Below are 24,615 nucleotides of genomic sequence, written 5' to 3' on the forward strand. Positions count from 1 at the left end.
GCTGAACCTGAATTTAAATCTCAGTGTTATGTACAGAAGAAGACCCACAGTAGCCATGGCTATTGCCCAGAGGGCATCATCCCTAAGACGTTTTCCAACCTTGGGTCCTATCTCTGTTGTAGATTCAATGGTGAAATCCCTCTCAGGCATGTATGTCCTTAATGCCTGAATAATTGCTCCTGTGAGTTTCTGTATCTCTTCTTCTTTTCTCTTTATCTTTACAATTAATTTTTTCTGCTCAGGAATATCCTGGAGTTCCACATCCCTCAGTCCTGCCTTATGAAGGGCTTCCCTTATCTCTGAAAGGAAGAATTTCTCTTTAAATTTTATCTCCACAGCTACTCCACCAGCAAAGTCTATTCCAAGATTTGCCTTGCCTCTTGATATCTCAACCAGTCCTATGATACCGAGTATAATAAGTGCTCCTGAAAGGATAAAGGCAAGATACCTCTTGCCCATGAAATCTATATTCACATTCTTTATGAGTTCAATCATATACTGAGCCTCCTCAGTTCTGTCTTTCTTGAGATTATCATATCAAAAACAGTCTTGGTACCTATAAGGGCTGTAAAGAGATTTATTGCCACTCCCAGGCTTAAAGTAACAGCAAAGCCTTTTATTGGACCTGTACCGAATTGAAAGAGCACAGCTGCAGTTATAAGGGTCGTGACATGGGAGTCAAATATGGTCCAGAAGGCCTTTTTATACCCTGAATCAATTGCCGCACGGGGGGTCTTACCATGCCTGAGCTCCTCGCGGATTCTTTCAAACATGAGGACATTTGAGTCAACCGCCATTCCTATAGCAAGTATAATTCCAGCGATACCGGGCATCGTAAGTGTTGCATTCAGCATTGCCATAGCACCTATGAGAAGAACAAGATTTAGTATAAGGGCAATGTCCGCAATGAGACCTGATAGCCTGTAATAAAAGACCATGAAGATAACAACCATTATAAAAGCTCCGATTGCAGCTGTCTTTCCAGCCTCTATGGAGTCCCTACCAAGTGAAGGTCCAACAGTAACATTCTCAAGAAGTTTTAGAGGTGCGGGAAGGGCACCTGCCCTGAGAACTATTGCCAGATCCTTTGCTTCTTCCATTGTAAAGTTTCCTGTTATCTGTGCATTTCCTCCTGAAATCCTTTCCTGTATTACAGGTGCTGAATAAACATTTCCGTCAAGGACTATGGCGAGCCTCTTCTTTACATTCTTTGCAGTCACATCCTCAAATATCCTTGCACCCAGGGAATTGAATGTAAGTGATACATAAGGCTCATTGAACCTGGAATCAATCTGAACCCTTGCATCTGTAAGGAGTGAACCTGTAAGAAGAACCTCCTTTTTCAATATATAGGGTTTTTTATATACCTCGCCAGTCTGCCTATCAACTATCCTCTGGAATAATATCTCATCACCCTCAGGAATTCTGGGAAGAAATTGTTTTAAAAAATCCTCTTCTTCGGATGGTTTTATTACCGCTGGCAATTCATTCCAGAGCTGAGTTTCCTCATCAAGTAGTTTGAATTCAAGCTGGGCTGTCTTTCCTATGAGCTCTATTGCCCTCTGGGGATCCTTTATTCCAGGAAGCTGAACAACCACCTCATCCTTACCCTGCTTCTGTATTGTTGGTTCTGCTACACCAAACTGGTCTATCCTGTTACGGATTGTCTCAAGGGCCTGCTCCCTGGCATTCTCGAGAATCCTTACCATCTCTCCTTCTGAATACCTTGCAGTAAAACCAGTAGGTGTCCTTGTTATCTCCATTTCAGGATAATTCTCCTTTATGAGTGCCCCGACATCGGTCTGAGAAATTATCTCCACATAATTACCTCTGGGAAAAACCTCAGCCTTTATATTCTTTTTCTCAAAAATTCCCTTCAGTGACTGGCTGAGCCTGTCAGTCATAACCTCTGTAAACCTTTTACTGTCAACCTCAAAGACGAGATGGGTTCCACCCTGTAGGTCAAGACCGAGGACAATGCCTCTCTGAGGCATGTTATCCTTCCACCACTGAGGCATGTACTTCCATAAAGGTGTATTTGGTAAAAAGAAGATAACAGAAAGTACAACTGTGAAGCCTATTAAGCCCAATCTCCACCTAACTGCCTTCTTCATCTCGCCTCCTCAGGCCATCCTTGTATTGTTGATATAAAGATAAAAATTACAGTTGAGTATCTTTGCAGCCTTTCTGGATGCATTCATCCTTGAGAGAAAGATCTCAAAATAATCTATAACCTGAGAAATCCTTGTATCAATCGTTACCATGAGCTGAATTATTCCGGCTACTTCTGTGCCATTACCCTTTTTTATAATAAGTTCTGAATTTGTTGCAGCAAAATTAACCCTGTCATGGATGTCCTCTGATACACTGGAGGGATTCCTTACCCTGCTTCTGTGAACATCCGATTTGTCTGCTATAAGAAGTGCAGCTCCAACAGGATCCGGCACAATGACACCTTCATCCTCCTCATGACCTATAATAGCCATCATTACCCTCGTTATCTCAGCAAGACCAAGATTTAGTTCCTCAAGGACATCCTTTGCAAGAAGAGCACTGATTCTGTTATGGTGATGCCTTCCGAGCATGTTACCAATATCATGCAGATATCCAGCTATCTGGGCAAGAAGTGCCTCCTCTTCAGGATAACCAAGCTCCCTGAGAATCCTGTAGGCTGTGCTGGATACTATCTCAGCATGCCTGAAGCCATGTTCGGTGTAGCCAATTGCCTCAAGATATTTGTCTGCATTGGTTATATACTGCCTTGCCCTCTCACTCTGTTTAAGTTTCTCAATAAATTCAGAAGTAAGGATCCTCAATTCCAGACCTAATCCTTTTAATCCTCTTCTGTATCGGGTCTCTTGGCAGCAATATATGCCTTGCCAAATTTAACCTTCACATTCTCAGCAATCTTCAATGTCACTGTATTTGTTCCAACTGCCTCGACAACTCCATAAATACCACCAGCAGTTATAACCTTGTCGCCCCTTTTCAGGGACTCAAGCATCTTCTGGTGCTCCTTTGCCCTCTTCTGCTGTGGTCTGATCAGGAGAAAATAAAAGATCACAAAGATCAGTATAAAGGGAATCAGTGTGCTCAGAAGAGCTCCAAGGCCTCCTGGTTGCTGTCCCTGTGGCTGGGGCCCCATTGCCCATGCTAAATCAAACATATAACCTCCTTTTTATTTAGGTAATTTATCAATTCTAAAACTCGATCCCTGCCTCTAGAAAAGGTCCCTTGAGTTTAAACTCCGCTTCAATATCTGAGTAATCAATCTTTACATCCTCATATCTGTAACCACCGGCTATAAAAAGCGGACCAAAGGGGTTCAATTTCAGTCTTCCGATAATATCATAATAATGATTGGAGCTGTAGGCAATTCCTCTGAATTCACCTTCTATCTTTAAAAGATCAACGGGTTCTACCTGTATTCCTGCATAGACCATTGGAACAGGTATAGTAGCACTTTTGGATGCAGAAATACTGGTTGTAGGCTGTTTAACCTCTGCATAGAAATCAATTATCCTTGCATTGAGTCCAAGCTCTATATTTAAAATACCCAGTGTGGCAGTCTTGAGCCCTGGTATTCCGTAATAAAGGGCAATGTCATAATGGTCAAGCTGAACCTCTGAATCAAAGGGTACATTGGCATTAAAGGTCTTATCACCGAATTTAAAGCTCACATCTTTCTGACCCCTTCCGTCAAATCTGCTCGGAGTCGCCATTAGATAGATATTCGGTATCACGAGGGGCATATCAATCTTGAGTCTCCCGAAAACCTTTGTCTCCTTATCATAATTAAGGTCCTGTTCAATATCAAGCCTGTCTGCACTCGTTACTGGTTTATAGCTCACATAACCTTCCGGGTCCTGATTCCATGCACCGATGGATGCCTCAAAGCCTATTGCTCCTGCAATTGCAGGGATTAATAAACTCACAATAATAACTGAATAGATTATCCTGCTCATAAATTCCCCCTTTTCGGGACATCTAAAGGCCAATGGCCATTTTGTCTGAATATTATGCAATTAAATAAAAGAATTTTTCAACCTTTAGTTTTATTTTAATTCATGATTTTTTATATTCAAAAATCAGAAGAGGAGAAAAAATTTTTTCCATTTTCAGATTCAAAATTAAACACTTTAAAGCTAAATTCTTATTTATCAGCTTAAAAAATCAAAGCAATATTTTCATATTCCTTTCTTGACAGAGATACTTTTCTTTGATATCATGATTAACAAAAATTCTTTGGAGGGCCTTATGGAAAAGTTCATATGCCCAAAATGTGGCAGGATCTCCTATACTGCTAATAGAGAGTTATTAAATATCTGTCCTTATTGCAGCCTTGATAAATATCTTATACTGAACCCCAGGATTCTCGGAGGATATGACCTTTCTGATATTAAAATAGTTGTGGATAGAAGAAAAAGCTCCGAGCCCGTACCTTTTGATAGAAGAAAGAATGAACAGGCCATACCTGTTGCCTGGCTTATAGTAAAGAAGAAGGACCCTCAGGATACAGTTCAGGACTCAGACTTTATCTCAATATAATATTTTTCCCTGAGTCCCTTTAACCATCTTCTGTATAATTTATCAAATTTCTCAGACTCAAGTATCTGGCGGACATATCTCTGCGCCTCTTCCTGGGTCATTCCACCTATACGTTCCTCTACCTTCAGTATGTAAAGACCTTTTTCTGTCCAGAAGGGCCTGCTTATATCTCCTGTTTTCAGACCTTTAATCGCCTCTCTGAACTGGGGTGAAAGATCTGAGATTTTAATATAACCGAGATCTCCTCCGGGGATTCTTAAATCCTCGGAATAAAGAAGCACCAGCCTTTCAAAGGGTTCAGATCTAAGCTTTTCAACAAGAGTGTCGAGCTTTTTCTGAAAGGATTCTATCTCTGAATCCTTTGGCCTTTTAAGAAATATCTGCCTGAGTCTGATGTGTTCTGGACCTGTTAATTCAGGATGTTTTTCAAGATAGGTCTTTATCTCACCTTCTGTCACTACTATCCTGCTTCTTATTTCCTGGGATACAATCTTACTTATTATGAGCTGTTCTGAAAGGGCTTTTCTGTAAGTCTGGGTGGTATACCCCTCCTTTTTCAGCGTCTCAAGAAAGGTGGCATCATCCATTGAGTACTTTTTCTTTATCCTCTCAATTGCCTCATCAACCTCCTCCTTTGAGGCATCTATTCCCAGGTACTTCGCCTCCTTAAGGATAATCCGTGAATTAATATATCCCTCAAGAAGAAATTCTCTGTTTGATTCAAAAAATTTTCTCTTCTCGGAAGGAGGCAGATTTCTGACCTCTTCAGACACAAGGAAATCCATCTCTCTGTAAAGTTCACTCCAGGTTATGGGTTCATTGTTGATAACAGCCACAACCTCATCAATAATAACACCACCTGAGGTTAACAGTGGGAAAAGAAGAATAAAGGGAGCAATAAGAAATAGAAAACCCCTCATCATGATAATCATCACCTTATTAATTCATTAAATGCTAATGTTAAAAACTTATATTGTATTTTATCTTTGCCTTCTTCCTGTTTACATCAACAAGATGGGCCATCAATTCCTGTCTTCTCTGCTGGAGTATCATTGCCTTTATCTGGGGCTTTGCCTCATTAAAGGAAAGAACCCTTGATGCCTCCCTTTCCTTTATCCTGAAGATATAATAGGAATTGTCCTTGCCCTTGTAAGGACCGTATGCCTGATTGAGTTTCGCTGTCTTCATTGCTTCGCCTATCTCTTTGGATATTGTGTCAGGGTTCAGCCAGCCATAATCAGTAACGGATGCCTTATTCTCCTTTAAAAGTCTATCAGCAAGTTTATCAAAATCTTCTCCCTTCTTTATTGCCTCCATCGCTTTCTTTGCGTCATCCTCTGTATTTAACTGGACAATCTTAACAAAAACCGTCTCGGGTTTGAGAAAGGGAACCTGGCTCTTTTTGTAAAAATCCATCATATCCTTTTCTGTCACGGAATCATCCTTTACAAGTTCTTCCATGAGTTTAGCTATTAGCAGTCTGTTTCTTACTCTGGTCTTAAAGGTATCGTAGGAAAGACCTGCCTTTTTAACCTCTTTTCTGAATTCCTCTTCTGTTTTATTGCCTCTCATTGAATCAATTATCTTTTTTACCTCATCCTCTTTTACCTCTATCTTTCTTGACCTTACCTCTTTTAAAAGCAGAACCTCTGCAATAAGCTCATCAGCAACAGTTCTTCTCAGTGCCTTTTCATCAAACTTGATACCCATTGCCTTATGGGCCTCAAGTCTCTCCTTAACAACAGCATTATAAACCTCCTTTGGTATACCCTCTCCATCGACAGTAATGGCATTCCTGCTACAACCGTAAAGGAAGAGCAGGAGCAGGGTGAGCAAAAAACCCAGTTTTTTCATAAAAGCACCTCCGGTTATATTTGGTTAAAGCAATTTATTATAGCAGAACAGGAGGTAAAGACTTGACAGTGAACGACTGTTCACCATAAAATAAAAGCATGGAAAGGGTTTTTAAAGAAAGACTTGATAAACTTCTTAATTTCTACTGGAAAAATCAACGGATGCCCTCTTATTCTGAGATTGCTTTACTTGCTGGCTTCAGGTCAAAGAATGGTGCTTATAAATTTATCCAGAAACTGGAGAATCTTGGTTTTATCAAAAAGGATTCAAAGGGCAGGCTCATACCCGGCGCACTGGCAAAACCTCTCAGGTTTTTAGGTACAGTGGAAGCTGGTTTTCCAAGTCCTGCTGAAGAAGAGTTGATAGACACCCTCTCTCTTGACAGATGGCTCATAGAAAATCCCTCATCTACCTTTATGCTCAGGGTTACGGGAGACTCCATGTCTGAGGCAGGCATACTTCCAGGGGATATGGTTATTGTTGACAGGTCTTTAACACCTAAAAACGGAGACATAGTCATAGCAGAGGTCGATGGTCAGTGGACGATGAAATACTTTAAGAAAGAAAAAAATGAGATCATCCTCCTTCCAGCAAATCCAAAATATAAACCCCTCAAGCCTAAAAAGGAGCTCAAAATAGGTGGAGTTGTTATAGCGGTAGTGAGGAAATACAAATGAATGAGCCCTTGACAATATGCTCCTGGCCGAAGGCAATCCTTCATGTGGATGCTGATGCCTTTTTTGCCTCCTGTGAACAGGCATTGAATCCAGCATTAAGAGGTAAACCTGTAGTAACAGGTCTTGAGCGTGGCATAGTTGCTGCTGCAAGCTATGAAGCAAAGGCAAGGGGGATAAAAAGGGGTATGAGAATAGGAGAGGTAAAGAGGATCTGTCCCGATGCTATAATACTACCTTCTGATTATGAGACCTATAGCCTTATGTCTGTAAGACTTTTTGAAATATTAAGAAGATTCTCTCCAGTGGTTGAGGAATATTCTATTGATGAGGCCTTTGCTGACCTCACTGGCCTGAGAAGGATTTATCATTCTTCCTATGAAGAAATCGGCAGGAAGATTCAGGAGACCGTACACAGAGATTTAGGTATCACTGTATCAATAGGTATAAGCCTCACAAAGGTACTTGCAAAGATAGCATCAAAGCACAAGAAACCTGCAGGACTTACAGCCATACCAGGAAGGGAAATCCATCTTTATCTTAAGAACCTTCCGGTATCGGAGGTGTGGGGGATAGGACCTAACACATCAGCCTATCTTGAAAAACTGGGCATAAAGACAGCCCTTGAGTTTGCAAGAAAGGATGAGGCATTCATTAAGAAACATCTCTCAAAACCCTTTCATGAGATATGGCATGAACTGAATGGAAGAAGTATTTATCCTGTTGTTTCCGAAAAGAAAGAGAGCTATAAATCAATAAGCAAGGCAAGAACCTTCACCCCACCATCAGATGATAAGGAATTTGTCTATGCCCAGTTGTCAAGAAATCTTGAGAATGCCTGCATAAAGGCAAGAAGGTATAATCTTGCCGCAAAAAGGATAATACTATTTTTAAGAACTCAGGAATTCAGAGATGAAGCAATAGAGCTAAGACTCCAGAGAGCGAGTGCCTATCCAGCGGAAATACTGCCCCTTTTAAGGGAAGGATTCGAGAGGCTTTATAAACCTCATGTTCTTTACAGACAGACAGGTGTTATTCTTTCTGAACTTCAGGAGCAGATGCCGCTTCAGCCCGCATTATTTGAAGAACCCCTCATGATAGAAAAGATGGAAAGACTTTACAGTATAGTTGATCAGCTTTCTAAAAGATTCGGAAAGCATGTTATAATCCACGGTTCAAGCCTTGAAGCAATTGATACCCCCCAGCACCAGACAGAAAGGGGGACCATTCCCGAAAGAAAAAAAGAACTCCTTAAGGGAGAAAATTCGAGACAGAGGCTCGGAATACCACTGTTGAGAATAAAGAGTATCTAAAGGCTTCGCTCGCATCTGTAAGCCTATCAAAGATCCTTTACCGAAACTTCATGAAGCATTCCTTAAAGATGTACATCCCGAGCTGAACATCTTTTCTCTGCCTATCTTTTTCTTTTTAAAGAATTCTTTAACAGAGCATTATATCAAGGAAAAGTTATCTGTTAAAATATCCTCATGTTTCGAATCGATCTTCATGTCCATTCTAAACTGAGCGGTGATTCAGATTCTGAGCCTGAGGAGATAATAGAGAGGGCTATTGAGATAGGTCTTGATGGAATAGCCTTCACAGAGCATTATTCTTATGAAGCATCTGAACCAGTAGAAGTCCTGAAGGGGAAATACAGGGGAGATATATTGATCTTAAGAGGAGTAGAATTTTCCACAAAAGAAGGACACTGCCTTATCTTTGGATTCGATACTGATAAACATCTCAAGAAATATACACCGGTTGAAGAGGTGCTCACTATTGTTCAGTCATCAGGCGGGATTATTATCCCATCTCATCCCTTCAGGGGGGTAAACAGTATCGGGGAAAGGATCAGGAGCCTGAGAGGTCTTTTTGCAATTGAGGGATATAATGGCTATAACATGCATCCCTATAATGTAAAGGCAGTAGAGATTGCACAGGAGCTGGGTATTCCCTTCACCGGTGGTTCTGATGCCCATGAGCCCCATGAGGTTGGTCAGTGCTATACAGAATTCTTAGAGAGGGTTACTGAAGAAAACTTTATCACTCTCCTAAAAGCAGGGAGATACACTGGCAGGGATGTAAGAAAGATTAGCAGGATGGAATTTAATTTTTTGTAATCTCTATCACTGTTACCTCTGGTGGTGCAAAGACCCTTACAGGTGGACCCCATGTACCCGAGCCCCTGCTTACATATAGATAGCAACCGTTTATATCACTTAGACATCCTGAATCCCTCGGATAATACAATCTGGTTAATATGCTGAAGGGAAATATCTGTCCTTTATGGGTATGCCCTGAGAGCTGGAGATCAAAGAGCCCTCTTGATGAGTTATTAATAAGAGGCCTGTGTTTGAGAAAAAGTATAAAGCTCTCCGGTTCAAGACTGCCAAGGAGTCTTTCCTCATCCACATCTCTGTAAAGGCCATATACTTTTCCTGCAGTATCATCCACACCTGCAATACTAAGATTTAATTCAGGAAGATAGACAGCCTCTCCTCTTAAGACTGTAAAACCTGCTTTCTCAGTGAATGAGAGTGCCTGCTTCAGGCCTGCATAAAATTCATGATTACCGGTAATAGCATACTTACCGTAGGGAGGGTTTATCTCCCTAAAATGCTCACTAATACCATCAAGCCTGTCTATCTGGCCGTCCACAAGATCACCGGTTGAGACCAGGATATCAGGCTCTGCCTCTTTTATCTTGTTGATTATCCTCTTCAGCCTTTCATCCTTCACGATCAGGCCAATATGGACATCAGATATCTGGACAATCCTTAAAGGCCTTTTTATCTTACTGCTCTTAATCTCTATTCTTTCGGTCCTGATATTTAAGGCATCAATATAACCGTATATGGTGAGTGAAAGGGAAAGAAAGAGAGAAAGGTAGAAGGCTAAGGGTCTGAAGCTTGAAATTGAAGGGATAATCCTTTTTAAGATGAAAATAAAAGTATCAGAGGCAATGGAGAAAAAAGTAAAAAGGAATAAAAGGGCCATCCAGAGATAACCGATCCATGCCATAGAAATGGCAAATCCCTCAAGACCCTGTCTTTCAGAAAGCCTTATTATCAGAGGAGCAAAGGTCATGATGAGCATGAATAGAGCCAGTAGTACCGAGGGACCTGTGCTTAGAGAAAGATTATTTCTAACTTTAAGAAAGGCATAAAGATGCATGCTTCCGTATAGAGAGAAAAAGAAGATGAAGAAGAGGATCATGAGAAAATCCCGCCCATGATTTTTGTAACAGAGTCTATTTCATGTTCCTGAATGGTCCTTGCATCAAGAAAGAGCCTGTTATCCTTTATCCGTGCTATTAGAGGTGGATCAGAGTTTCTCAATCTCTCCTCAAGGAGATTGCAGGATACTTTGAGGGGTTTTACACTGACTCCCCATGTCTTCAGTTCAACCTCAGGAAGGCTACCACCACCTGCTCTCGAGTAATCCTCTTCAAGAAATAAAAGGGCATTAATATTCTTTAGAATATCTTCAGAAATGGACTCTGATTCTTCCGGTCTCTTTAATCTTTTGAATCCATCAATCCTCTGAAGTTTCTTTATCAATGCCTCTGCCCTTTTCCTGATACTTTCAGGCTTCTCAAGGAGCATCCTGAGTGTGGGAATATTCTCAATTGCCCTTTCCTCATCAAGGTATTCATAAAGAGTTGCCTCAAGGGCTGCAATGGTAAACTTATCAACCCTTACCACCCTTGCAAGGGGTGATTTCCTTATCCTTTCAATTAATTCCCTTTTCCCCAGTATTACACCTGCCTGAGGTCCTCCAAGAAGCTTATCACCACTGAATGTAACTATATCCACACCTGTTTTTAATATCTCCTGAACAGAGGGTTCTTCAGGTATGCCGTATTTTCTGAGGTCTATAAGACAGCCGCTTCCAAGATCAAATACAACAGGTATCCCCCTTGACCTGCCAAGCTCTAAAAGCTCTGAAGCAGAGACCTCCTGAACAAATCCTGATATCTTAAAATTTGACCTGTGAACCTTCATTATGAGGGCTGTGTTTTCATTTATTGCCCTTTCATAATCGTATAGATGGGTCTTATTTGTTGTACCAACCTCTCTTAATACTGCACCACTCATTCTCATAACATCTGGCATCCTGAAGGAACCACCTATTTCTACAAGCTCTCCCCTTGAGACTATAACCTCCCTGCCTGATGCAAGGCTATTGAGGGTTATAAATACTGCTGCAGCATTATTATTAACAACAAAGACATCCTCTGCTCCTGTTACCTCTTTGAGAAGTCTTACCAGATGAACATATCTCTTGCCCCTTTTTCCTTCTATAAGGTCATATTCAAGATTTGAATAGGACCTGGCAATCTGGATAAGATTCATCGTGGCCTTTGCTGAAAGAACAGACCTGCCCAGATTTGTATGTATCACAACACCTGTTGCATTTATAAGTGGCCTGAGACTTAACTCCGAGGCCCTTTCAAGCCCCCTTTCTATAAGGAATATGAGGTAACTCCTCAGGGATTCTCTTTCCTTGAAAAGACCCTTTCTGATCTCTTCTCTCAGAAAGGACAGGCTTTCTCTTATAACATTTACAACTATCGTCCGAGGATATTCTGAAAGCCATCTTACAGCCTCCTCTGATTTAAGAAGGCTATCAACCGAAGGAATATCTCTAAGAAGGACTTCAGCGTTCATAAGTTTTTAATTTTAACATTTTTTTATTGATGATTTTTTATGCCATATTCTTACTTGGCATTTATTATAAAAATACAGGCCTTGCCTGTTTACAACTCAGTAGGGGATTATAAAAGGCAAAGACCTATGAACTCGCTTTTTTTAAAATTTACAGATAAATCCTAAAAACCATTTTCGGTGGACCGGTACTATCGGATTAGATAAACCTACATGATTCACACAATACAAACAATCTATCCTGCACTGGATAATTATACACTTAATATAAGATGAATATTCCTCCTATGCTGAAGATTTAATGCAATAATAAAATTCTTACTTAAGCTGGTTAAATCCTTATAGTGATATAGAATATGAATAACTGTCTAATTTATTTAAGAATCAATACACACTATAAAAATTGATTTGGCCATATCCATGCCAGCACAATATTCAATGGAAGATTTACAGGTGTGAGACAAATATAAGTCTCCATTTTAATAGAAAACTTTCAAGGCTCTTCCAGACATTTTAAAGCTCTGCCAGTATACCTTGTTTTTCACAAGCTACCTGCATACTTATCTACCATGGCTATGTAATTAAGCAATCTTAGTCTAATTTTTAATTTTTTCTTGACTTTTAATATAAACATATGTAAATATATTTATATGAAGCAGATCATAAAACTCATGAAACTCTTTTCAGACCCTCTTAGATTGAGGATATTTATGCTCTTAACTGAAAGAGAACTGTGTGTCTGTCAGTTGATGGCAATAGTTGGGGCATCACAGCCCCTTGTCTCAAGAAACCTGGGATTATTGAGAGAAGCTGGACTTTTATCCACCAGGAGGGATGGAAAATTACTCTTTTACAGGATTTCAGAAGATCTTTCACAGGAGCAGAAAAAATTTATTAATAACTTAAAAGAGCTCCTTAAAAATGATCCACAGATAAGGACTGACAGACTGAGGATTGTAGAATGTGAAGAATTCCAGAAAAGGACAGGCAGATGTGATATGAATATATTAAAAAGATTCATGCAGGAGGTGCACGGATGATGAGAGTTGGGACTTATAAGAATAAATTTATTATTTATGTATTTTTTACAATAACTGTTATATTTTCTCCAGAATACCTCAATGCTGAGAAAGCCTACACCCTGAAAGAGGCTATTGAAATTGCTATTAAGGAAAATCACCATTTAAGGGCAGCAGGTATGAATCTGAGGGCTACTGAAGAGGATATATCAATTGCAAGAAGTTATCTCCTTCCACAGCTAAGGATAGAAGAGCGCTTCATGAGAACAGATAATCCAGCCTATGTCTTCTCAACAAAGATAAATCAGGAAAGATTCACCCCTAAGGATCTCATGGGTGCACCGGGGACATTCAATAATCCAGAGCCAATAAGCAATTTTCAGACTGTTCTGAGTGTGGAGATGCCCATTTATGTTAGAAGGGCATGGATAGGTCTTGAGATATCAAAAAGAGAGTACCAGACAGCGAGCAAAGAATTTGAGAGAAAAAAGGAGGAGATAGTCTTTGAGGTCATCAGAGCCTATCTCGGAGTTCGGACAGCAAAGGAATATGTGAATGTGGCTAAACTGGGTCTTGAAAATGCAGAAGAACATCTCAGGATTGCGAAGAAAAGGGCAGAGGCAGGGCTGGGGCTTCAGTCAGATGTTTTAAGGGCAGAGGTTGGAGTTGCCGATGCAAAAGCAAGACTCATTTCAGCAGAAAAGAATCTCATGATTGCAAAACGGGCACTGGGCTTACTCATGGGTCTTGATGAATCTGTCGATATTACAGATGGGATAGATTTTGAGCATGAACTCCTTGAAGAGTCCTACTATGTTGAGAGGGCGCTTCAGGGCAAAGAGATAAAGGCAATGGAATTAAGGTATGAAAATGCAAAGAGAATGGTGAGTCTGGAAAGGTCTGATTACATTCCCCAGATTGGTATAGGTGCGCAGTATGAGCTCGATGACCCAAATACACCCTTTGGTTCAGAAGGAAAGAGCTGGCAGGTAATGGCATTTCTGAGGTGGGACATATTCAGTGGTTGGAGGACAAGGGCAGCTACAAAAAAGGCTGAGTATAAATTAAAGGAGGCCGGTGAATACCTTGATGGATTAAAGAAATCAGTGAAGTTCAGGGTTCACGAAACATACAGCTCTGTACTCGAGGCAAGGGCAAATCTGGAACTTGCCCGTTCTGCACTTGAGGCTGCTCAGGAAGGCAGGAGACTTATAAAAATAAGATATGAAAACAACCTTGCAAGGATAGTTGACCTTCTTGACAGCCAGACAGCCCTTGATAATGCCAGAGCCCAGCTGGTTCATAAAGAAGGTTCCTATTATGAGGCAATAGCAAGACTTTTATTTGTTAGTAACATGATGGATGAGTTTATAAAGAACTAAGGAGGCAGATATGAAGAAGATATTAACTATACTTCTAACCTTAACCTCGGCACTTATCCTCATATCCTGTACCAAAAAGGATGAAGGAAAGCATTACAGACCTTTAGAGATAACAGGCATAGAGGTTAAAGAGGTAAAACCTCAGGAAATTGATGAAATCTATGATGTTTCAGGTACAGTGAGACCAAGGACCTCAACAACTATATCATCAAGAATAATGGGTGAGGTAACTGGCGTATATGCAATTGAGGGAGAAAGAGTAAGGCAGGGACAGTTGCTCCTCACTATAGATGACAGGGACTACAGTGAAAGGCTTGCTCAGGCAGAAGAGGCCTACCAGGAGGCACTAAAGGCCCTTGAAAGCGCAAGGCAGAACAAAAGACTTGCTGATATCACCTACGAAAGATATAAAAAACTCTACGATGAAAAGGCACTGACCCAGCAGGAGCTTGACCAGATTGAGACCCAGAAAGAGATCGCAACTCTTGAACTCCAGAGAATTGAGGCAATGGTGAGAAGGGCAAAGGCAGGTCTTGAAGAGGCAAGACTCATTTATGGATATACAAAGGTTGTATCACCAATAAATGGTATAGTGACAGAGAAAAAAGTAGAACTTGGCAATATGGTAATGCCTGGCACACCTCTCTTCACTCTTGAGGACAGTGAAAATTACAGGTTAGAGGTATATCTTGATGAAAGATTCACAGGGAAGGTAAAAAAGGGAATGAAGGTTCCTGTTTATATAGAAGCGAGAGCAGAAGCCCTGGAAGGCAGGGTATCAGAGATCATCCCAGCTGTTGACCCATTAACAAGAAGCTTCCTTGTAAAGATAGACCTGAGCAGAAAGGACCTTAAATCAGGTCTTTATGGAAGGGCAAGATTTTTAACAGGCAAAAAAACAGGCATACTGGTTCCAGAAAATGCGATTGTTAAGAGGGGTCAGCTCACAGGTGTATATGTTGTTGATAGCAGTGGAGTGATTTCCTACAGAATTGTCAGAACAGGTCCATCCTATCCTGAAAAGAGGATGGTAGAGGTTCTTTCAGGTCTTAATCCGGGTGAAAGAATTATAACTGTTGGTGTAGACAGGGCCATAGAAGGCGGAATCTATAAAAAAAGCTAAAAAAGTTGGAGGAACTTCATGGAGAGCATAGGAATATCAGGCTCGATAGCAAAGGCCTTTATAAAATCCAGACTCACACCTATTCTGGTTATAGCATCACTCCTTGCCGGAGTCTTTGCATTAATTGTAACTCCCAGGGAGGAGGAACCCCAGATAGTTGTTCCTATGATAGATATATTTGTGACATACCCCGGAGCCTCAGCAAAAGAGGTGGAGGATAGGGTTACAAGACCCATGGAGAAGTTCCTCTATGAAATAGAGGGTGTGGAGTATGTTTATTCAATTGCCAGACCGGGTATGAATCTCACAATAGTAAGGTTCTATGTAGGTCACGATATGGAAGAGGCAATAGTAAAGGTATATAACAAGCTCATGTCCCATTATGATCTCATACCTCCTGGTGTCTCCCAGCCACTTGTGAAACCAAAGTCCATTGATGATGTACCCATTCTTGCCTATACCCTATGGTCAGACAGATACAGCTCCTATGAATTGAGGCGCATTGCCCAGGAACTCTGCACAGAGATAAAAAAGGATCAGGATGTATCTGAAACCCACGTAATAGGAGGACAGAAGAGACAGATAAGGGTAATACTCAGTCCTTCAAGACTGAGGGCATACAATCTCTCGGCAGTGCAGATAATGCAGATGATCCAGACATCCAATGTGGTGATCCCATCAGGTTCACTGCAGGCAGAAAACAGGGAAATACTTGTAGAGACAGGTGGCTTCCTCAGAACTGCCGATGAAATAGGAAATGTGGTAGTTGGCACATTCAATGGACGACCTGTTTACCTCAGAAATGTGGCAGAAATCATTGATGGACCCGCTGAGCCTGAGACTTATGTCTTTACAGGATTCGGTCCTGGTATCAATAAAAAGGCTGAGGGACTGGCATTAAGACCCGAAGATTCTCACAAACTTTATGAATCAGTAACCATTGCTATAGCAAAAAAGAAAGGAACAAATGCAACGATTATTGCAAAGAGAATAGAGAAGAAGATCGAAGATCTCAGAGGAAAGCTCATACCACTTGATGTGAAGATTCTCGAAACAAGGAATTACGGAGAGACAGCAAAGGAAAAATCTGATGAACTCCTTAAACACATACTCATAGCCACCTTCTCTGTAGTCCTTTTAATAGCTATCACCCTGGGCTGGCGGGAAGCAGTAGTTGTTGCAGTTGCTGTTCCTGTCACCCTTGCCCTGACACTGCTCATCAATTATCTTTACGGATACACCCTGAACAGGGTCACACTCTTTGCGCTTATATTTTCCATAGGAATCCTTGTTGATGATGCCATAGTGGTTGTTGAGAACATCCACAGGCATTTTAAAATCCACAGGATAAGTCCACTCACAGCAGTCCTTGCGGTTGATGAGGTTGGTAACCCAACCATACTCGCTACATTCACTGTTATAGCAGCCCTTTTACCCATGGCCTTTGTATCAGGTCTTATGGGTCCGTATATGAGACCAATACCTGTTGGTGCATCAGCAGCCATGCTCTTTTCACTGCTTGTTGCCTTTATCGTGAGCCCATGGATGAGCTACATTGTTCTGAAAAATGTGAGGACTGAGACAGACATGAAAAAGAGGGAGAAAAACTTCTGGGCATATACAGAAGGATCCTCGGCCCTCTTATAGATAACTCAAAGAAGAGATACCTTGCCCTTGGAGGCGTGCTTGCACTCCTTGCTGCAGCACTTATGTTACTGCCTCTTAAAAAGGTTACTGTAAAAATGCTTCCTTTTGATAACAAGAGCGAACTCCAGGTCATAATTGACATGCCGGAGGGAACAACCCTTGAGGAGACCACAAGGGTTGCGATGGAGCTTGGAAATTATATAAAAACTGTACCAGAGGTTACAGACTATCAGATATATGCCGGCACCTCTGCACCCTTTAATTTCAATGGCCTTGTAAGACATTATTATCTTAGGACAGGACCGAATGTAGCTGACATACAGGTAAATTTTGTCTCAAAAGCAGAAAGGTCAAGACAGAGCCATGATATTGCAAAAGCCATAAGAGAACCACTAAATGAGATAGCAAAAAAATACGGTGCAAGGATAAAGATTGCAGAGATTCCACCCGGACCACCAGTTCTGAGCACACTGGTCACAGAGGTCTACGGTCCTGACCATAAAAGACAGATAGAGATAGCAAAAGAGATCATGAATATCTATGAAAAGACAGAAGGGGTTGTTGATACAGACTGGTATGTGGAGGATGACCAGGAAAAGATTGTCTTTGATGTAGATAAAGAAAAGGCTGCCTACCATGGTGTGAGCACCGATACCGTTGCCAAGAGTCTCAGGATTGCCCTTGGTGGTATGCCTGCAGGTCTTGCCCATGTAGTGGATGAAAAAGAACCCGTGGAGATATTCCTGAGGCTTCCTCTTGAAGAAAGAGCAAGGATAGAGGCCCTCAGGGCAATGACTGTCCCTACACTGAAGGGAAACATACCCCTAAGTGAACTGGTCAAGATCAAAAGGACAGCTGAGGATAAAGCCATATACCACAAGAACCTTCAAAGGGTTGTCTATGTAACAGGTGATGTGGCAGGAAAGGAAGAGAGCCCAGTTTATGCAATATTGAAGATGAAAAAGGCCATAGCAGAGCTTAAGATTCCTGAAGGTTACACAATAAAGCAATATTATACGAAACAGCCCTATCTAGAAGATAAGTATTCAATAAAATGGGATGGTGAATGGCATATAACCTATGAGGTCTTCAGAGACCTGGGCATTGCCTTTGGAGCAGTGCTAATTCTTATATACATACTGGTTGTTGCCTGGTTCAAGCACTTTGTTACACCACTCATAATAATGGCACCTATTCCACTCACACTTGTTGGAATAATGCCAGGTCACTGGCTTTTCGGTGCCTTCTTTACAGCAACATCAATGATAGGCTTCATTGCCCTTGCAGGCATAATAGTGCGAAATTCCATACTCCTTGTAGACTTCATCCAGATGGAATGGCGTGAATGTGGAAGTCTTAAAGATGCCCTTATAAAGGCAGGCGCTGTCAGGTTCAGACCCATTGCACTGACAGCAGCAGCTGTTGTGGTGGGATCCTTTGTGATGATCTTCGATCCCATATTCCAGGGCCTTGCGATAGCCATGATGTTCGGTGCAGTGGCCTCAACTGCACTGACCCTTATTGCGGTTCCTCTTCTTTACTATGAATACTTCAAGACAAGGATATGCCCTATAAAGGCAGAAGAACTTGAGGCAACTGAACCAAGAGATGAAATGACAGAAATCTAAAAAGGAGGTATTGAGATGTATATTGCAAAGACAGATTCCTGGTACCTTGAAAGGATAATATGGCTCATAGCAGGGATATTTATCCTGCTGAGTGTAATTCTAACAGTTATTCACAGTCCTTACTGGCTTATACTTACAGCCCTTGTAGGTATAAACCTTCTTGTTTTTGCATTTACAGGTTTTTGCCTGATGGCGAACCTGCTCTATGCCCTCGGTGCAAAACCGAGACTTCAGAAAGAATAAGGAGGCTGCATATGAATGATACAGTCTATCTATGTCTTGATTGCGGAAAGGTCCACTTCACAAAAGTAGAGAGCTGCTCTCTCTGTAGAGGAAAGAATATTACTGCCCTTTACCTTACTGGCATATATGGTGGCGGCGGCTGAAATCCCTGGGGATGCTGAGGTCTTCAGCATAAAAGCTCAGGGTCTTATCCGACCCTGAGTCTATAAATTTTTGTTTTTACTTTCTTGCTGAATTTTGTTAGAGTGATTCAGGAGGTTAGTATGCCTGTAACAGAGATTGAACTCTATGAGGTTCTGAAAGAAAAGGTTGGAGAGAAAGAGGCCAGAACTATCGTTGAATTTATTGATGCAAAGATCGAAAAAAGGATTGAAGAAAAAAGAGATTTCCTGGCTACAAAGGATGACATCAAAAAGCTAGAAGGAAGTATAATAGCCACAAAGGATGATATCAAAAAGCTAGAAATAGATATAAAAAGATTGGAAGGTGACATAAAAAAATTAGAGGGTGATATAAGAAAAGTTGATGAAGATGTAATAAAGATAAAAGAAGATTTAAAAGAGCTTAGAAAGGATGTCCAGAATCTTGAGGACAGACTTGAAGGAACAAAATCAAAAATTATTAAATGGATGTTTCTTTTCTGGATCGGTCAATTCGCATCATTGATAGCTGTTTTACAGATTTTCTTTAAAAGATAATTTCTAATAGATCAAATCTTGGGCATCTTCAATAATTTTCTTACATCACCCACACGCATGGTGATCTTTTTTGAATCAAGATATTCAAGAAGGGGTATAGCATATTTCCTTGTTGTCTGGAGCATATCTCTGAAATCTGACACTGTCAGTTCTTTCTTCTTAGAAAAGAACTCATTAAGTCTCCTGAAAAGTTCAAGATGGCTTTCCCGTGAAAGATAGAAAGAGTCATTTATCCTCTCAAGCAGCCCTTCCTGTTGAAGAAGACGCAGTATATCATCAAGCTTTCTGGCATCAATATTAATTGTCTCAGCAAGCTCCTCCTTAAATGGTGGCTGGAATGCTCCTCCTTTTATCATATTAAGAATCCTTTCTTTGAGTGCTGGATCAACAGCAGCTGTCCTGAATTCTCTAAGCCTCAAATACTCACCCTCCCTTATTATCTCAGGAGTCCTTTCTATTATGTAATCAAAAATCTTCTGCTCCATGCCTGAACCTGTCCTGAGTTCTTCTTTCTGAATACCCGGTTTAAGGGGATTTTTATTGTGAAATTCCCTGATGGTTTCTATAAATTTATTTTTTATATCCTCTATACTGGCTTTGTGGAAAAGCATACCATCTATCTCAACAACCTGTCCCTTTTCTTTTAGAGCCTTGAGGGCATTTTCAATATCTTTAAGCTCTCTGTTTATCCAGCCATAGAGTTCCTTTTTAGGAAAACCTTTTGACCTCTTTACCTTCAGGGCTATCTTTTCTTCAAGCTCGGCGCTTTCAAAAATTGGTAATTCATCCTTTAATTCAGGGTATCTCTTTCTTGATGGATAGGGATCAAGAACCACTCCACCACCAATTGTATCAAGTGGTGATATTCTTCTTATGACAAATCTGTCCTCTGCTGAGGTGATTACGTCCCTGTCAAGTCTGAGCTGCGCATAGGCATTACTGCCTGGCTTAAGCTCATCCCTGTCAAAGAGAATAAGCCTTGCGATCGCCTCTGATGTCCATATATGAAGATGAACAAGACTCCTGTTTTTAATAGCCGGTGCATCTTTAAGAATTTCGATCCTTACATTAAGCAATCTCGTTGGCCTGAATGTATCTGGCCTTGCCACGATATCACCTCTTTCGAGCTCTTCCTTTTCAACCCCCTGAAGATTGAGGGCAAGCCTCTGGCCTGCAAAACCTTCTGTAATGGATTTTCCATGACTCTGGATACCTCTTATTTTTGTCTTTAATCCTGAAGGAAGGATCTCTACCTGATCATCAACCCTCACTGATCCTGATATTGCTGTTCCTGTAACAACAGTACCGAAACCCTTAAGTGTAAAAACCCTGTCCACAGGTAATCTGAAGGCGCCTCCTGAGGGTTTCTGGGGAACCTTAAGAGCAATCTCCTTTATCTTTTCTTTAAGGAGTTCAATATTCAAACCGGTTTTTGCTGAAACGGGTATGATATCAGCACCTTCAAGAAATGACCCTTTCAGAAATTCCCTTATCTCCTCCTGAACAAGCTCAAGCCATTCTGGCTCAACAAGATCAGCCTTATTTAGGGCAACCAGACCAGACTTGATCTTAAGTAGATTGCATATAGCTAGATGCTCCCTGCTTTGTGGCATTATTCCCTCATCAGCAGCAATAACAAATAAAACCATGTCAATTCCTGCTGCACCGGCAAGCATGTTCCTGACAAGTCTCTCATGTCCCGGCACATCAACTATTCCAACAGTAAGACCATCTGGATAATTGAGATAGGCGAAACCAAGGTCAATTGTTATACCCCGCTCCTTTTCCTCCTTGAGCCTGTCAGGATCAATACCGGTAAGAGCCTTTACAAGACTGCTTTTCCCATGGTCAATATGACCTGCTGTGCCGAGAATTATGTGCGGCATGAGTTATCTTTCTCCTTTTTTCTGACCCTTATAGTTTCCTCAATCAATCTTATGACAAGGTCTTTTGGTCTTCTTGAACTTATACTTTCATACTTCTGATCTGGTGCAAGACTAGATCAAATCCAAAATTTCCTTCCTTCTGCAGTAAGAACCTCACTCATTGTTTCATCCCCTTTTGAAAATAGATAGACCAAAAAGATTTGAAAATTCTTAATTTTTTTCTATTAGGCTCTGTATCTCTAATTAAAAAATAAAATTCCTTGGTCATACTGGCACCTTGTAATAAGGCAGCAAATTACTTACAAGAATTGCCTTTAAGCCGTGCTTTCTTAAAACCATAAATAAGCTTTTCAAATAACGATTCATCAGGGGACATATCTTATTGCCAACCTTTTTACTTAATGAAAAACATTCTTCCCTATTTTCTATCATATAAGTATATTTCTTACTATTAGATAAAGGTCATGAATATATATAAGGATAGAGTTCCCGAAGCTTTTTCGGTCCTGAAAAATTTTTGAATAAATTTCTCATATCCCTGAGTTTTAATACTTTTTTAATCTCCTTCAGTCTCTTTTAAAGATTTCAGGTATTTTGTATGCCTAACTAAATGAGATATCTTTTCTCTTCCCTTTATATTGCATGGTTGATTCATTATATCACATGAAATAAAGCTATGTTATAATATCTTCCGGAGAGGTGGCCGAGTGGTTTAAGGCGGCGGTCTTGAAAATCGCTGTAGGGTTACACCTACCGGGGGTTCGAATCCCTCCCTCTCCGCCATAGGATTCAAAAAAATTCATACAGGAGGTGTATTATGCCTGTGTATGAATTCAAGTGTGAAAAATGCAATGAAACCTTCTCACTTACCATGTCAATCAAGGAAAAAGAAAAGGCAGAGATTAGCTGTCCAAAATGCAAATCAAAAGATGTAAAACCTGTATATTCTGGGTTCTTTGCTGTCACATCGAAGAAATCTTAGTAAATGTTACTTTTAGAGTTTTTAGAAGCTTAATCTAGTTAAATAAGTTATAAACTTTTTTACAGATTAGTCTTTCCTGCCCATCAAACTGTGTCAAATAACTCACAGAAAAGCGTCAAAAAACGCACTTTTTCACAAGATATAATTTTTTTCAATAAAGTCAGCTAGTTATAATTTAAATTAAAGGCACATAATTTGCTAAGCCATTAAATAAATGGCAAGGTCTGCCGATTATAAAAGAAATCAAATCCTTAAAGGAAAGGAGGAGGAGATGAATACATGGCGAATCTTTTTATTAGTTATCTTTTGTCTTATCTATTCAAGAGTCTATGCCTACGAACTTAAATTTGACTCCTCAACCCAGCTCCTCTGGGGCGATGACCTTCTTGGTGACAGTCAGACAATTATAAGTCAATATCTAAGATTCAACATGAGTCCTTCTGATCATAGCAGATTCAGGATATCAGGTTATGGAAGGATATGGGATAACTTCGGGGATACTACTTTGAGAGAGACGGATGAAGTAAGGGGAAGGCTTTACTATCTATATCTTGATTTTCTTGCAACCGAAAATCTCTCCTTCAGGTTTGGAAGGCAGTTCGTTAACTTCTCAGCCGGTTCATCTCTCATGGATGGCTTAAGTGCAGACATAAAAAATATCGGACCTTTAGGAATAACCTTTGCAGGTGGAAGAGATGTTAAGTTTTCTCTTGATTCTGAGCATTCAAGGTTTGGAAATTATTTCGCAGGTTTAGATATTCATCTTGAAAATCTCAGATCCCTGAGGTTAGGAGCAAGTTATGTACGGAAATATGATGAATGGGATCTGGCAAGGGAAGAGTTCGGTCTTAACTTCAGATATTTGTACAGATACGTAAGCCCTTATGCAGAGATAAGATATGATAACCTTTCTAAAACGATAGATGAGGCAACAGTAGGAGCGGACATTTTCCCTTTATCTGATCTTATGCTTAAGGCAGAGTTCTACCATTCCTATCCCACCTTTGATTCCACCTCAATATACAGTGTCTTTGCGGTTGACAGATATAATGAGTATCTTCTTAGAGCTGAATACAGTCTTGAAGCACCTGTCACGATATACACAGCTTACGTAAGGCAGACCTATGAAGACAGCGACAGTGCTGATAATTACATTATCGGTGCAAGGCTCTATCCCCGGAAATATTTAAAACTCGACTCCTCCATTAATTACAGAAATGGCTACGGCGGTAATATATGGGGTTTTGAGATAAAGGGAGACTACGAAGTAAATGAGAAACTCATGCTCGCTGCCGGCATTCAGTATGATTCTTACAGACGACCCGATTTTTCAGAAGAAGACTACGACTATGCCCAGAGATACTGGATAGGTGGTAAATGGAAAATTGGTAAGACCTCCTCTTTACTGCTGAGAATTGAAAACAATGTTAATGAGAACTTTAATAGTAGACCTATGGGAAGAATTGCATTAAATATGAGTTTTTAAGAAAGGAGGCAAGGGTGAAGAGATTAAATATATTAACAATTATTCTGTTAATCTTCGGCTCTGTTTCACTGATTTTTGGCCTTACAGACCACAGGGAATTTGCTAAGATGGAACTCAGGGACTGCAAGAATTGTCATAGAACAAGCGGTGTGCCTGAAACCCATGGTTCCTTCTGGTTTGAGGAACACAGAATATATGCAGAAAAATACCCTAACAACTGTAAGGACTGCCATGACCAATCCTTCTGTCTGGACTGCCACACGGGAGGTGGAATCGACAGGGATCTTCACGTATCCACATCAGGTCCTGATTACATGCCAAAAACTCACAGAACAGACTTTAGAGAGATTCATCCCATAAAAGCAATGGATGACCCTAGGTCCTGTTACAGATGTCATGACGCAAGAAAGTTCTGTAATGAATGTCACTCAAAGTTCAGACCTGCTGACCTAAGGATTCTTTCTCACAGAAGGGGATTCTCAGAAATAGAAGTAAGTAGCGGAGGCCCTAAACATTCAACCTTTACTCCTGCACAGTGCCAGGTATGTCATCCTAACAGTCTACTTCCTAAACATCAGTGGTCATCAGCCCATGCAAGAGAGGCAAGAAAGAATCTTATCTCTTGCCAGACCTGCCATCCTGATGGAGATGTATGTCTTAAGTGCCACAGTGCAAAAACAGGACTGAGGATAAACCCCCATCCTGAGGACTGGGGAAAGATTAAAAACAGACTCAGGGATGCAAGTAATGAAAGGACTTGCATCAAATGTCATTAAAA

25 protein-coding genes and 1 tRNA gene are annotated in these 24,615 nt (G+C 40.6%); 16 read left to right on the top strand and 10 right to left on the bottom strand.

Annotated elements, in window-relative coordinates:
• The 5 genes from N2257_03515 to N2257_03535 form a co-directional block, all read right to left on the bottom strand.
• Positions 1 to 495, bottom strand: a 495-nt coding sequence (locus N2257_03515) for a protein translocase subunit SecF (GenBank protein ID MCX7793462.1), incomplete at its 3' end; no start/stop codon positions are given.
• Positions 492 to 2,114: a protein translocase subunit SecD gene (secD, locus tag N2257_03520; GenBank protein MCX7793463.1), complete on the bottom strand. Its 1,623-nt coding sequence runs from the start codon at positions 2,112 to 2,114 to the stop codon at positions 492 to 494. The genes secD and N2257_03515, both read right to left, overlap by 4 nt.
• 9 nt (positions 2,115 to 2,123) lie before the next feature.
• Complete coding sequence (locus N2257_03525; protein ID MCX7793464.1) at positions 2,124 to 2,816, bottom strand: HD domain-containing protein; 693 nt, start codon at positions 2,814 to 2,816, stop codon at positions 2,124 to 2,126.
• A gap of 17 nt (positions 2,817 to 2,833) precedes the next feature.
• Positions 2,834 to 3,166 carry a preprotein translocase subunit YajC gene (yajC, locus tag N2257_03530; protein ID MCX7793465.1) on the bottom strand — a complete coding sequence of 111 codons (333 nt, stop codon included), beginning with the start codon at positions 3,164 to 3,166 and terminating at the stop codon, positions 2,834 to 2,836.
• 34 nt (positions 3,167 to 3,200) lie between these two features.
• Positions 3,201 to 3,965 (bottom strand): TIGR04219 family outer membrane beta-barrel protein, encoded by a 765-nt coding sequence (locus tag N2257_03535; protein MCX7793466.1) that lies wholly within the window; start codon positions 3,963 to 3,965, stop codon positions 3,201 to 3,203.
• Positions 3,966 to 4,257: 292 nt separating this feature from the next.
• On the opposite strand from N2257_03535, the gene N2257_03540 reads away from it, so the two are divergent.
• Positions 4,258 to 4,548, top strand: coding sequence for a hypothetical protein (locus N2257_03540; GenBank protein ID MCX7793467.1), 291 nt, complete (start codon positions 4,258 to 4,260; stop codon positions 4,546 to 4,548).
• Here N2257_03540 and N2257_03545 read toward each other — a convergent pair.
• Together N2257_03545 and N2257_03550 are read right to left on the bottom strand one after the other, a co-directional pair.
• Positions 4,521 to 5,471, bottom strand: a complete 951-nt coding sequence (locus N2257_03545; protein ID MCX7793468.1) for a SurA N-terminal domain-containing protein — start codon at positions 5,469 to 5,471, stop codon at positions 4,521 to 4,523. The genes N2257_03540 and N2257_03545 overlap by 28 nt on opposite strands.
• A 37-nt stretch (positions 5,472 to 5,508) precedes the next feature.
• On the bottom strand, positions 5,509 to 6,402 hold the full coding sequence (locus tag N2257_03550) for a peptidyl-prolyl cis-trans isomerase (GenBank protein ID MCX7793469.1): 894 nt from the start codon (positions 6,400 to 6,402) through the stop codon (positions 5,509 to 5,511).
• 98 nt (positions 6,403 to 6,500) lie between these two features.
• Between N2257_03550 and lexA the strand changes: the two genes are divergently transcribed.
• The 3 genes from lexA to N2257_03565 all read left to right on the top strand — a co-directional run bounded on the left by lexA (position 6,501) and on the right by N2257_03565 (position 9,196).
• Positions 6,501 to 7,079 (top strand): transcriptional repressor LexA, encoded by a 579-nt coding sequence (gene lexA / locus N2257_03555; protein ID MCX7793470.1) that lies wholly within the window; start codon positions 6,501 to 6,503, stop codon positions 7,077 to 7,079.
• Complete coding sequence (locus N2257_03560; GenBank protein MCX7793471.1) at positions 7,076 to 8,389, top strand: DNA polymerase IV; 1,314 nt, start codon at positions 7,076 to 7,078, stop codon at positions 8,387 to 8,389. Before lexA ends, N2257_03560 begins: the two co-directional genes overlap by 4 nt.
• Positions 8,390 to 8,563: 174 nt before the next feature.
• Complete coding sequence (locus N2257_03565; protein ID MCX7793472.1) at positions 8,564 to 9,196, top strand: PHP domain-containing protein; 633 nt, start codon at positions 8,564 to 8,566, stop codon at positions 9,194 to 9,196.
• Here N2257_03565 and N2257_03570 read toward each other — a convergent pair.
• Both N2257_03570 and selA read right to left on the bottom strand, forming a co-directional pair.
• Positions 9,183 to 10,292 (bottom strand): metallophosphoesterase, encoded by a 1,110-nt coding sequence (locus N2257_03570; protein ID MCX7793473.1) that lies wholly within the window; start codon positions 10,290 to 10,292, stop codon positions 9,183 to 9,185. The two genes, N2257_03565 and N2257_03570, sit on opposite strands and share 14 nt — an antisense overlap.
• On the bottom strand, positions 10,289 to 11,746 hold the full coding sequence (selA, locus tag N2257_03575) for an L-seryl-tRNA(Sec) selenium transferase (protein MCX7793474.1): 1,458 nt from the start codon (positions 11,744 to 11,746) through the stop codon (positions 10,289 to 10,291). The genes N2257_03570 and selA overlap by 4 nt, the downstream gene beginning before the upstream one ends.
• A gap of 647 nt (positions 11,747 to 12,393) precedes the next feature.
• On the opposite strand from selA, the gene N2257_03580 reads away from it, so the two are divergent.
• From N2257_03580 to N2257_03615, 8 genes are all read left to right on the top strand, one after another.
• Positions 12,394 to 12,783: a metalloregulator ArsR/SmtB family transcription factor gene (locus tag N2257_03580; protein MCX7793475.1), complete on the top strand. Its 390-nt coding sequence runs from the start codon at positions 12,394 to 12,396 to the stop codon at positions 12,781 to 12,783.
• On the top strand, positions 12,780 to 14,144 hold the full coding sequence (locus N2257_03585; protein ID MCX7793476.1) for a TolC family protein: 1,365 nt from the start codon (positions 12,780 to 12,782) through the stop codon (positions 14,142 to 14,144). Before N2257_03580 ends, N2257_03585 begins: the two co-directional genes overlap by 4 nt.
• Before the next feature lie 10 nt (positions 14,145 to 14,154).
• Positions 14,155 to 15,267, top strand: coding sequence for an efflux RND transporter periplasmic adaptor subunit (locus N2257_03590; protein ID MCX7793477.1), 1,113 nt, complete (start codon positions 14,155 to 14,157; stop codon positions 15,265 to 15,267).
• Between the two features lie 18 nt (positions 15,268 to 15,285).
• A complete protein-coding gene (locus tag N2257_03595; GenBank protein MCX7793478.1) occupies positions 15,286 to 16,914 on the top strand; it encodes an efflux RND transporter permease subunit in 1,629 nt (542 codons plus the stop codon).
• Positions 16,911 to 18,542 carry an efflux RND transporter permease subunit gene (locus tag N2257_03600; protein ID MCX7793479.1) on the top strand — a complete coding sequence of 544 codons (1,632 nt, stop codon included), beginning with the start codon at positions 16,911 to 16,913 and terminating at the stop codon, positions 18,540 to 18,542. Before N2257_03595 ends, N2257_03600 begins: the two co-directional genes overlap by 4 nt.
• A gap of 15 nt (positions 18,543 to 18,557) precedes the next feature.
• A complete protein-coding gene (locus N2257_03605) occupies positions 18,558 to 18,785 on the top strand; it encodes a DUF2892 domain-containing protein (protein ID MCX7793480.1) in 228 nt (75 codons plus the stop codon).
• 11 nt (positions 18,786 to 18,796) lie between these two features.
• Positions 18,797 to 18,928, top strand: a complete 132-nt coding sequence (locus N2257_03610; protein ID MCX7793481.1) for a hypothetical protein — start codon at positions 18,797 to 18,799, stop codon at positions 18,926 to 18,928.
• Between the two features lie 120 nt (positions 18,929 to 19,048).
• Complete coding sequence (locus tag N2257_03615) at positions 19,049 to 19,483, top strand: hypothetical protein (GenBank protein ID MCX7793482.1); 435 nt, start codon at positions 19,049 to 19,051, stop codon at positions 19,481 to 19,483.
• Between the two features lie 11 nt (positions 19,484 to 19,494).
• On the opposite strand, the gene selB is transcribed toward N2257_03615, so the two are convergent.
• The gene (gene selB / locus N2257_03620) at positions 19,495 to 21,369 is read right to left on the bottom strand and encodes a selenocysteine-specific translation elongation factor (GenBank protein MCX7793483.1); all 1,875 of its coding nucleotides are present in this window, start codon (positions 21,367 to 21,369) and stop codon (positions 19,495 to 19,497) included.
• Positions 21,370 to 22,062: 693 nt separating this feature from the next.
• On the opposite strand from selB, the gene N2257_03625 reads away from it, so the two are divergent.
• From N2257_03625 to N2257_03640, 4 genes are all read left to right on the top strand, one after another.
• A tRNA-Ser gene (locus tag N2257_03625) sits at positions 22,063 to 22,152 on the top strand.
• A gap of 34 nt (positions 22,153 to 22,186) precedes the next feature.
• Positions 22,187 to 22,351, top strand: a complete 165-nt coding sequence (locus tag N2257_03630) for a hypothetical protein (GenBank protein MCX7793484.1) — start codon at positions 22,187 to 22,189, stop codon at positions 22,349 to 22,351.
• 271 nt (positions 22,352 to 22,622) lie between these two features.
• Positions 22,623 to 23,837, top strand: coding sequence for a hypothetical protein (locus N2257_03635; protein MCX7793485.1), 1,215 nt, complete (start codon positions 22,623 to 22,625; stop codon positions 23,835 to 23,837).
• Between the two features lie 14 nt (positions 23,838 to 23,851).
• Entirely contained in the window at positions 23,852 to 24,613 is a 762-nt protein-coding gene (locus tag N2257_03640) for a hypothetical protein (protein MCX7793486.1), read from the top strand.
• The last annotated feature ends 2 nt before the right edge of the window (positions 24,614 to 24,615 follow it).

This window comes from Thermodesulfovibrionales bacterium (genome assembly GCA_026417875.1).
GTDB lineage: Bacteria > Nitrospirota > Thermodesulfovibrionia > Thermodesulfovibrionales > CALJEL01 > CALJEL01.